This is a genomic window from Geoglobus sp., from assembly GCF_054018175.1.
Genome location: NZ_JBPLZQ010000105.1, coordinates 1 through 10,547 on the forward strand (window position 1 = coordinate 1; position 10,547 = coordinate 10,547).

Here is a 10,547-nt window from a genome sequence, read left to right on the forward strand (position 1 = left end):
ATGAACGGTGACCTTCCTGCGTTCTGGTCTCAGACATTCGGCGTTCAGACGGAGGAGTTCGAGTCCCTCGAATGGGCGAATTCGAGGTACATAGCGATTTTTGGCTCCAACATCCTCGTGACAAGGCTGCCCGACGCCAAGTTCCTGAGCATCGCCAAGGAGAGGGGTGCGAAGGTAGTAATGGTGGACATGAACTTCACTCCAACTGCCGCCAAGGCTGACGAGTGGATTCAGATCAACCCGTCAACCGATGCCGCGTTTGCCCTCGGAATAGCGAACGTGATCATCAACGAGAGGCTGTACGATGAGGACTTCATTAAGTCCTACACCGACATGCCACTCCTCGTCAGACTGGACAACCACAAGAGGCTCAGGGCCTACGAGGTCAGGGAGCTCAGGGATGAGGCGGAGAGGCTGAAAAAGGAGATTCCCGAGTACAGGGACCTCTTTGTGGTCTACGACGTCAGCGAGGGCAGGCTGAAGGTTGTGAATCCGGAAACCCTCGAGAGGGACTTCGAGCCCGCCCTTGAGGGTGAGTTCGAGGTTGAACTCGTTGACGGAAGCGTTGTCAAGGTCAAGCCTGTTTTCCAGATGATAAAGGAGCTCGTCACCAGCGAGTACACACCCGAGAGGGTCGCTGAAATCATAACCCCGCCTGGCAGAGACAGGGCAGAGTATGCTGAGATGGTGAGGAGGATAGCGAGGGAGATGGCCACGACCAGGCCACTCCACATAGTCTACGGTGCGAGCAACTACCAGTGGTTCCACGGAGACCTGAAGGGAAGGGCCCTCGCCCTGATCGTCGCCCTTACCGGAAACATTGGCAAGCCAGGTGCCGGAATCTCGACCTACGCGGGGCAGTTCAAGATTCGCTGGCCGCTCGGCATGTGGTGGCTTTTCAAGGGCAGGAAGACCAACTGGGTTACCTACCTGCTCTGGATGAACAAGGAGTACAGGCAGAGCGAGGAATTCAGAAAATACAACCGCGAGACTCCATATCCGAAGAACGACGTCAAGGCCTTCGTGTTCGGGTGGAACAATCCGTTCGACCAGCACAACATGGCCAACAAGCTCAGAGAAATGGCCAGCTCCGGAGAGCTTGAGTTCATACTCGCGATAGACTTCCAGGCGACAACCTCCACCAAGTGGGCGGATGTTGTGCTGCCGGGTGTTGCGTGGTACGAGAAGTACGAGCTAACCGCGACGATCCTTCACCCGTACGTCCAGATGCAGCAGCCCGCCATCGAGCCGCTCTTCGAGTGCATGCCTGAAATATGGATATTCAAGGAGCTGGCAAAGAGGATGGTGGCGAAGTGGGATGACGATGAGCTGAAAGCTCAGATAGCGGAGTTCTACCCTGATCCGGCGCTCTTCGAGAAGGAGGAAAATGCAAGGAAGAGCGGAACTTGGAGCCTGAAGCTCGCGAGGCAGATAGCGCACGAAGCCTCTCTCAAGGCAACCGAACTGATGCTCGGAAAGCACGAGCTCACGAAGGGCATAACGCTCGAGAGGTTGCTGAAGGAGGGGGCTATAAGGCTTAACCTGCCAACTCCCGGCAAGAGACAGATCCCATTCTGGGAGCAGATTCACGAGAAGAAGCCGTTCCCGCCGCCGTCATTCCCAGCGCCGCTCGCTAAAACGGCGAGATTCGTGAAGTCAGGCAGGATTGAGTTTTACAAGGAGGAGGATGTGTTCATAGACTTCGGAGAGACTCTGCCGGTTCACAAGGATCCGTTCGTGGACACGGAGTACAAGGTCAACCCGCAGGCCAGGAACAAGTACAAGTACGCGTTCATAACGAGGAACGCCCTCTACAGGGTTCACTCAACGCACAGCAACAACATAACAATGCTCGAGCTCCAGGACTTCAGGCCGAGGGTGTGGATGAACCCTGAGACGGCCAGAGAGAAGGGAATCAGGCCCGGAGACCTTGTGGAGGTCTACAACGATAGAGGCAGGGTCAGGGGCTATGCGGTCATAGATCCCGGAATTCACCCGAGGGTCATCATATTCGAGCAGGGGTGGTGGAGCAGGTACCTCAGGGGAGACTCCTACAACACGCTGACCTTCCCGTGGGTCAAGGCCGTGCACCTGGCCTACTTCGTTCCCGGAATATGGGAGCCAACGACGGCATGGAATGAGTGCGCGTGTGATGTTAGGAAGGTGTGAGGTGAGTGCAGATGGTTAGGTACGGCATGGTTATCGACCTCAACCGCTGCATCGGCTGCAGGAGCTGTGCCGTGATCTGCAAGATGGTCAATGCCCAGCCACCCGGCACGTGGTGGCAGAGGGTCGAGACCGTTGGCTCGAAGGAGCACATGGTTCCTGTGGGAGAGTATCCAAACCTCTCAGAGGTCTTCCTGCCTGTTCCGTGCATGCACTGCGAAAATGCGCCGTGTGTGAAGGTCTGTCCTGTTGGGGCAACTTGGCAGAGGGAAGATGGGCTCGTGCTCGTTGACTTCGAGAGGTGCATCGGTTGCAGGTACTGCATCACGGCCTGTCCATACGGGGTAAGGCAGTTCAACTGGCAGGACCCGGACGAGAACTTCAGGCAGGGCTTCGAAAGGGCCGGCTTTGACGAGGACTGGTTCGCTGACAAGGACTACAAGTACGGCTATCCCAAGGATCACAGAACCGAGGATGGAAGGCTGGTTTACACGAAAACGAGACCGAGAGGTGTCGTTGAAAAGTGCACGTTCTGCGTGCAGTTCGTTGACCAGGGTCTCGCTCCAGCGTGCGTCAGGGGATGCCCCGGGAACGCGAGGATATTCGGCGACCTTGACGATCCGAACAGCGAGATATCCAAGGTTCTGAAGGACAGAGCAGCTTTCAGGCTCCTCGAGGACCTTGGCACCGAGCCCAAGGTGTTTTACATACCTCCTGCGAGGAAGGAGGGTAGAGGAGGTGTGAGGTATGAGAAGGAAATATGATCTCGCGATGGGAATACTCGCGATACTCGCGGTAATCGGAATAGTGGCTTTCGTCTACCAGCTCCAGAGGGGACTCATACTGACCAACATGAGGAACCCGTTCTCATGGGGACTCTACATCGCGATGTGGGCTTTCTACGTCGGCACGGCAGCAGGTGGTCTCGTCGTCTCGTCGGCGATAAACATATTCGGCGTCAGACAGCTCAAGCCGATAGCCCCGGTGGCCTCGCTCTCAGCGTTCATCTTCGCAGTTGCGGCAATGATCATGGTCCTGCCAGACATCGGAAGACCGGACAGGATATTCAACATGTTCCTGTATCCTAACTTCAAGTCGCTGCTCCCCTGGGACTTCATCGTCCTCTCGACCTACGCGCTCCTATCTGCAGTCTACACGTACGTGCAGCTTGAGCCGAGGATCGCTGAGAGAGGTGTCAGCCTTCCGTTTGTGGGCACAATTCTCAAAAAGCCCAATCTCACGTCAGAGCAGCTCGAGATGCTGAGAAAGAGGTCCGAAAGCAGGGCCAGGAAGCTCGCACCAATCGCGTTGCCGTTTGCGATTCTCATACACACTGTTACGGCCTGGGTCCTCGCAACCCAGCTCTCGAGGCCCTGGTGGTATGGTGGGCTGCTCGCACCCACGTTCATCGCAGCTGCCCTCACCGCAGGTCCGGCTGTCGTCATACTTGTTTCTCTCATAGTTTACGGGTTCAAGGATGAGCTGAAGCCGACATACAGACTTCTTGCGAAGATCTCTGCATTTTCAGCAGTGGCACTGCTCTTCATGTACTACAACGACTTCTTCATCAGGCAGTGGTGGGACAACGGTAAAGAGTACGACGCGCTAATGCTCGTTTTCAGGGACTACCTGCACATACACGCGATCGAGGCGATATTCCTGCTCGCGGGCATAGTTATCCTCGCTAAGAAGTACGACAGCGTTCAGGGGCTTGTTGCCGGAAGTCTGGCGGTCAACATCGGCATCCTCGCCCACAGGTACCTGCTGATCCCTCCGGCATACAATCTGATCCCCTTCAGGGTGCCCGTGGTCATGGCCGGCGAGTCGTTCGAGTGGCAGTACCCGATAGCAGTCGGGGAGGTCAGGGGAACGCTGTTCAACCCGCAGCCCATCTTCGTCTCCTACTGGAACTACGTTCCATCGGCGGTTGAGATAGCGATAACCGTGGGAGTCTTCGCACTGGTATCCTTCGTCTTCCTTGCGCTGCTGAGAGCTCTGCCGGTGAGGGAGTGAGATGAACGAGAAGTTCAGATTTTTTTCCCTCGTTTTTTCCTATCCCTCCGAAAAAACGCTCGAGGAGATTGAGGCTCTCGCATCTCACCTTCCGGAGTACTCACATCTTGTGGAGATGCTGAAATCCCACACCCTCGAGGAGCTTCAGACAGAATACACGAGGCTTTTCGTGACCGATTTTCCGACGCTAACGTGTCCCCCTTACGAGTCGTACTACCGGGAGGGTTCTCTGTACGGCAGCGCGAGCATAGAGGTTGAGGACATCTACAGGGGTCACGGGCTCGAGTACAGCTTTGAGGGTGAGCCGCCAGACCACATAAGCGTCGAGCTGGAGTACCTCGCCCTCACCGGGGATGAGCAGTTCGTGAATAGGATGAAGGAGTGGGTCTTCGAGTTCACGGAAAGGGTCAGGAAGAACTCCCGGATTTACGGTCCGCTTGCCGAGGAGCTTGAAAGGCTGCTGAACGAGCTCTGAGAACCAGCTGCAAAACTCCACTCAATTTTTCCGAGAGCTCTCCAGTCAGAAATCCCAGAACATGTCCATCGCGGTTCTCAGGACGTCGGTTATCAGTCCCTCTTTTACCCACTCCTCCCGGTATCCTTCGCCGTGAATGACGGCAAATCCCGTGGAGTCCTCGGCGTTCAGCCCTCCGTGAGCACCCCTGTAGCCCGAAACCTGAAACTCGTATCCCTTCCTCGCCGTGACCACGAAGTCCCCGCTTCTCTCGCTTTCCAGAAGACCCCTCACCCTTTCGACAGCCCTTGGGTAGTCTCTGCCGAACCCGTACTCCTCGAGCCTGGATATCTCTCCCCCGTCATCCACGAGTATCTCTCTGCCATCCCTCCAGAACACGAACTCCACCGCCCTGCATTCTGCAAGGAAGTCGTGCACTCTGTGAGCGACACCTCGATCGAGCAGGTATATGTGTGCCATCCTCGGACCGCTTGGCGCCACAACCACCTGCGCCCTCCTGCCGACCCTCGTCTCGTACTCGTGAGGGTCCACCCTCGTGAACGCGTTTACTCCCTGTCCCTCCATCTCAGCGGAGAGGCTGACGTGATACTCCCTACCGCTTTCGAGCCTGCTCTGACCGTGGTCGGTGGTTATGTTGATGTAGAGCTCGTAATCCTTCAGAGCTCTTCTGATTCTTCCGATCTCTTCGTCGGCATCTCTCATAGCGTCCTCGAAAGAGTCGTAGATGTACGGCTTCCCGTCAATCCCTTCGAGGCTCTCGGGGCCGTAGATGTGGCTCGAAGCATCGGTCTCCATGAACCAGAGTATGCCGAAGTTGTATCCTGCCTTGACGGCCTTTATGGCGTTTCTCGTCACTATCTCGTGCTGCAGAACGTGGAAAGGGAATGCCTTCAGCAGCAGCTTTTTGGCCATGCCCGCCTTTCTGACCGAGGTGTGCTTCGCGAACCTCCTCAGGAAGAAGAGCCATCTGGGGATCGCCACGTCCCTGTCCTCTCCCGGAAGTATGAAGCTCATCCTCAGGTCCGCTCCCTTCCTGACGAGGTCCGCGCTGAAGGTTCTGAACCCCATCCTCCTGGCAATATGAAACCACGTCTCTCCGAGGATGTGCCTGTCGTTCAGATTTGATTTGGCGTCAATCCAGTTGTCCGGCATCGTCAGCTCGAAGTCGTAGCCTATGTACTCCTTTCCTTCTCTGTCAAACCAGCTCTGCCCGACTATTCCGTGTCTTTCGGGAAGCTCCGAGGTCGCTATGGAAACGTGCCCAGTGACGGTTGCGGACGGAAAGGATGAGTAGCACCTCTCGATGTTCAGCGCACTTTTTGTGAGCTCCTCTATTTCCTGGAGCTTTCCTGCCCTGAGGAGTTTCTCGTAAACGTCCCTGTTAACGCCGTCTATGATGATCGTCAGCATGACCTTCATGGCATCACCGAATTCAGCAGAGAAAAGAGCTTCAGATAGACCGGTAAGACGAGGAGTGAGGGCAGCATGTTTCCGGGCTTCATGCTGGTCAGCCTCATGAGGTTTACTCCAATCGCTGCAATCATAACTCCTCCGGTGGCCGTCAGCTCTGAAATTAGAAGGTCGGTGGCGTACTCCCTGATTCCGAGGGCGGTCAGGTAAAAGAACGACTGGTAGATCAGCACCGGAATGGCTGAAAACGCGACGCCGATACCGAGGGCAGATGCAAGGGCGAGGGACGCGATACCGTCGAGCATGGCCTTTGTAATGAGCAGCGTGTAATCTCCTGTTAGGGCCTCCTGAATCGGGCCAATCACCGCCATGGACCCAACGCAGAACAGAATTGTTGAGGCGACAAAACCCTCCGCAAACCTCGAACCCTCGAACCTTCGCTCCACTCTGATGCCGAAGTCCTCAAGTCTCTCCTCTATCTTCATGGCGTTCCCAACTGCTGTGCCTGTGAGTATTGTTACGGTGAGAAGGGCGAAATTGGAAGTTTTGAACGACATTTCAACGCCGATGATGAGGACCACCAGCCCCAGAACCTTCATCAGGTACTCCTTGGTCTCACCCTCGATTCTCGAGCCAACGAGCACTCCTATGAGGCTCATCAGGACTATCGATGCCACGTTTATGAGCGTTCCAATCATCACTCTCTCATTTACTCCCCGCTATTTATTTCCTTCAGTGTCTCAATGAATCTGGTGGCATCGCCGAGCATGTGCACATTGTTGAACATGGTGTAGCATTCCCTTCCTCCTGAGACTTTTCTGGCCAGCCACTTCAGCTCGTCGTCGCTGTACCTGTGCCTGTAGCTGAAGCCGTGAAGCCTGAAGTACTTCAACTCGCCGTAAACGCTCTCCTCAACGAATGGGTCCACGACGTGAATCAGATCGAGCTCCTCGCAGACCTCTCTAACCTTCTCGCTACTCCACCCTCTTGGCTCCCAGCAGAAGATGAACCCTCCGTCTATCGAGCTGAAGAACTCCACCATGTTTCTGACGTTCTCCTCACTCTCCCTGAAAGACCTCGGAGTCTGGAAGACCACGATTTTCGACCTGAGCACCTTGGCAATTTCCTTCGTTCTCTCCCACGCGTCGAAGACCTCACTCACCGGTTTGAAATACCCGCCATTCTCCACCTTCAGCCTCGCTTTCCTGTACGTTGGAGATGACGGAGGGTGTGTTATGACCTGAAACGCCTTTACCGTAAACTCAAAACTATTTCTGGCCATCTCTCTCCATTTTTTCGCGGTTTCTGGTTTTGGAGGTTTGTAAAACGTTTTCTGAACCTCGACAACTTCGAACCTTTTGAAGTACTCCCGCATTGAAACGGGAAATCCGCAGCACCCGACCTTCACCATGGCAGTGTATACTTTCACGCCCGACCGATAAAAGAATTCTGGAGAGTTGGCACCTTCCAGCCCTTCGGGCTGAGTTGATTCCGATTAATCGTTCCCGATCTCGCTGATGATTTAACGTTACCCAGCAAATTATATATTTTACCTGCCAACTAACCATCATGGGACTCGAGCTGAATGGTGTGCCTGTTGAGGACACGTACTGCGAGGCGTTTGATGGAATCTACTCGAGGATTCTGATAACGGCGAAGCACAAGTGGCTGCTCAAAAAGGCCGCATACAACTCGACGGCCTTGCCCTCAACGGTTTTCGGAGAGTCTGAGGGTGGAGTGGAGAAGTTCGTCTAACCCGAGGAAACCCCCGACGGAAGGATTGGTGCGATAGCCCAGATCTGGGTTGCGAAGAGCAAGAACTTTGAGAAGGTGCTCACGAGGGAGATGAGCAAGAGGATAAGGCAGGGAATTCTCGTCGTTCCGACTACGAGGGTTTTCAACGCGACTGATAGCGATACTTACTTCGATGCCGAGCTCAACGTCGGCAGGTGTGGTGATGGCTACGAGTGGGAGGAGGAGATGTGGGGCAGGAAGGTCATCAGGGTCCCCATAATGTTTGGAGAGTTCATCATCGAGAGGTACATCGGTTATGCCGAGGGTGTTGCTGGCGGTAACGTGTGGTTCTTCTGCGACAGCGAGGAATCCGCTCTCGAAGCAGGAGAGGCTGCTGTGGAGGCGCTCAGGAGAATGGACAATGTAATAACCTCCTTCGACATATGTTCGGCAGGCTCAAAGCCTGAAACGAATTACCCGGAGATCGGGCCCACCACCAACCACTACTACTGCCCGACCCTCAAGGGCAAAATACAGGACTCGAAGGTTCCCGATGGTGTCAAGAGCATTCCTGAGATCGTTATCAATGGAACGACCCTCGAGGACGTGAAGAAGGCGATGTACGTCTGCATGGAGGTCGTTAGCAGGATCGATGGTGTTCTGAAAATCTCGGCAGGAAATTACGGTGGAAAGCTCGGCCAGCACAAGATCTACCTGAGGGACATCCTGCAGGAATACGGTGAATGATAGACCAGAACGTCCTCGAAAGATTTTACTCCAAAATTTTTTCGGTTCCCAAGAAGAGGGTCAGCGTAGCCATAGGTGTGGCCAGCATAGTTCTCGCCTCCTACCTTAACGGAATCTCCGGCAAGTCGTTCTTTGCCATGAGGTACTTTTTTATCGGCCTCGCCCTTATAGTCCTGCTGATAGTGACGGGAAGGGTGCTCAAGTCAGGGTTCAACAGCAGGAGAATCTTTTTCTTCGCCCTGTTCATGCTGCTGATGGTGGAAATCGCTGATGTGATTGCGATTCACCTGATAAGTCCCGAGCTGATCGTCGCATCACCATCTGCAATCGCGTTCATGCTTTCCGTGGGGCTGTACTTCACGTCGGAGAGGTACAGCTACCTCGCACCCCTCGCGATCCTCGCCCTGCTGTATCCGGTCGACTACTACTTTTCCTTCAGCGCACCACACAGAACAGTCGCCTACGCGCTTTCGTCATTTTCCGGAGTTTTCCTTGCGTACCTCTTCGTGTCATTCATGAGCAGGCGTGCAGGCAGGATAGTCGTTTCAGATATACTGAGAGACTTCGTTCTTTACTGGCTCAGGGGGGAGCCGGAGATCTTTGAGAGAAGGATCAAGATGTACTCTGAGGTGAGGGAGGCAAGAGTTCACGTTATTGAGGCTGATGGGGTCAGGATAATTGTTCCCGAGTTTCACCCGGGACCGTTCAGGGATGTCGGCGGGGCGAAGCTCGTCGGAAAGTCGTTTGACAGATACGACATGTTTCTGCACGGGATATCCACCCACGCCTCCAATCATGCAACGGAGGAGGATGTTGAGGCGATAGTTGGTGCGAGTCCTGTGATGGAGCTGGCCCGTCCGGGGAAGCCGTATTCCGTGAGCGGCAGGAGGTTCAGGGTAAAGGTCTATCCCTTCGACACCTTCGCGCTCGTAATCATTCACGGGAAGGAGAGCATAGACGACATACCCTCGGAGGTCAGGGAGATCGCAGAGAGGTTTTTCAGGAACCCCGTCATTGTGGATGCGCACAACGCTTACATGGAGGGGTACGAGCTCACTCCAGACGATCTGGCCGAGATATACATACTTCTTGAGAGGGCTTCGGAAATCGATCCGGGGAGGTGTGAGGAGTTCGCGGTCAGCTTCTCAGCGAGAGAGTATGAGAGCAGCTCCGTGTGCGGAAGACTCGCCCTGCTTCTCATGTCGTTTGACGGCGAGAAGCACGGAATCCTCATGGTCGACTCGAACAACATGGACAGGGAGCTGAGGGAGTACCTGGAGAGCGTCGGGAAGAGGTATGGCGTGAATCTCGACATCGTGACGACCGACAACCACTCCAAGACAGGCGTGTCGCCGAAGGTCGGTTACAGACCGGCAGGTGTTGAGGATCTCCAGGCCATAGAGGCGTTTCTGGAGGAATCACTGAAAGGTGCGCAGTTTAAGAGCGCCTCAGTCAGGTTCGGTTTCTCAGATGTCAGGGCGAGGGTAATGGGCGAACGGTTTTTCAGAGAGGTGGAGATGGCATTCAGAGAGTACGGAGAAAGGGCAATGTACCTCTTCATTCTGTTCTCCGTGATGAACTACGCACTTACATTTGCTCTATCCGGGATCGTCATCTGAAAAAGCTTAACTACTCCTCGCAGGTTGCAGAACCATGGATGTAGTCACGGCCCTGATGGTGTCCGTAATCATAATCCTGCTCCTGATACGATTTGAAATCACGCTTGCGGTTTTCGCGGGGGCTCTCTTTCTCGCGATAACCAGCGCCCCTCAGAGCATTGTGGAGACGCTAACGAACCTGTCGACATGGAGGATAGTCGCCATCGTGATCTTCGCGTTCTCCATTGGTTATGGAATGGAAGTTGTCGGGATGCTCAGGAAAATCACGGACTCCGTGCACTCGATCTCGGGGAGGTTCAGCGTCGCACTGATACCGATGCTGATCGGTCTGCTCCCGATGCCGGGAGGTGCACTCGTCTCGGCGGTCATGATAAAGGAGCTGG

At 54.8% G+C, this 10,547-nt stretch carries 9 protein-coding genes and 1 pseudogene; 7 read left to right on the forward strand and 3 right to left on the reverse strand.

Annotated elements, in window-relative coordinates; genetic code table 11:
* The 4 genes from ACXJJC_RS08175 to ACXJJC_RS08190 form a co-directional block, all read left to right on the forward strand.
* A partial coding sequence (locus tag ACXJJC_RS08175) for a molybdopterin-dependent oxidoreductase (protein ID WP_456370886.1) occupies positions 1–2,169 on the forward strand: 2,169 nt, incomplete at its 5' end.
* 11 nt (positions 2,170–2,180) lie between these two features.
* Positions 2,181–2,930 carry a 4Fe-4S dicluster domain-containing protein gene (locus ACXJJC_RS08180; RefSeq protein ID WP_456370888.1) on the forward strand — a complete coding sequence of 250 codons (750 nt, stop codon included), beginning with the start codon at positions 2,181–2,183 and terminating at the stop codon, positions 2,928–2,930.
* Positions 2,914–4,179 carry an NrfD/PsrC family molybdoenzyme membrane anchor subunit gene (gene nrfD / locus ACXJJC_RS08185; protein ID WP_456370890.1) on the forward strand — a complete coding sequence of 422 codons (1,266 nt, stop codon included), beginning with the start codon at positions 2,914–2,916 and terminating at the stop codon, positions 4,177–4,179. The genes ACXJJC_RS08180 and nrfD overlap by 17 nt, the downstream gene beginning before the upstream one ends.
* 1 nt (position 4,180) lies before the next feature.
* Entirely contained in the window at positions 4,181–4,654 is a 474-nt protein-coding gene (locus ACXJJC_RS08190) for a TorD/DmsD family molecular chaperone (RefSeq protein ID WP_456370892.1), read from the forward strand.
* 45 nt (positions 4,655–4,699) lie between these two features.
* On the opposite strand, the gene ACXJJC_RS08195 is transcribed toward ACXJJC_RS08190, so the two are convergent.
* From ACXJJC_RS08195 to ACXJJC_RS08205, 3 genes are read right to left on the reverse strand one after another with little or no spacing between them, the layout of a single operon-like run.
* Positions 4,700–6,073 (reverse strand): alkaline phosphatase family protein, encoded by a 1,374-nt coding sequence (locus ACXJJC_RS08195; protein ID WP_456370893.1) that lies wholly within the window; start codon positions 6,071–6,073, stop codon positions 4,700–4,702.
* Positions 6,070–6,762, reverse strand: a complete 693-nt coding sequence (locus ACXJJC_RS08200; protein ID WP_456370894.1) for a DUF554 domain-containing protein — start codon at positions 6,760–6,762, stop codon at positions 6,070–6,072. Before ACXJJC_RS08200 ends, ACXJJC_RS08195 begins: the two co-directional genes overlap by 4 nt.
* Positions 6,763–6,773: 11 nt before the next feature.
* Positions 6,774–7,493, reverse strand: coding sequence for a DUF72 domain-containing protein (locus tag ACXJJC_RS08205; RefSeq protein ID WP_456370895.1), 720 nt, complete (start codon positions 7,491–7,493; stop codon positions 6,774–6,776).
* 140 nt (positions 7,494–7,633) lie between these two features.
* Between ACXJJC_RS08205 and ACXJJC_RS08210 the strand changes: the two are divergent.
* The 3 genes and pseudogenes from ACXJJC_RS08210 to ACXJJC_RS08220 all read left to right on the forward strand — a co-directional run.
* Positions 7,634–8,545 (forward strand): annotated as a pseudogene (locus ACXJJC_RS08210) (formylmethanofuran--tetrahydromethanopterin N-formyltransferase).
* The gene (locus ACXJJC_RS08215; protein WP_456370896.1) at positions 8,542–10,164 is read left to right on the forward strand and encodes a DUF2070 family protein; all 1,623 of its coding nucleotides are present in this window, start codon (positions 8,542–8,544) and stop codon (positions 10,162–10,164) included. Before ACXJJC_RS08210 ends, ACXJJC_RS08215 begins: the two are co-directional and overlap by 4 nt.
* Before the next feature lie 34 nt (positions 10,165–10,198).
* The coding region (locus tag ACXJJC_RS08220) for a DUF401 family protein (RefSeq protein ID WP_456370897.1) at positions 10,199–10,547 on the forward strand (349 nt) is incomplete at its 3' end.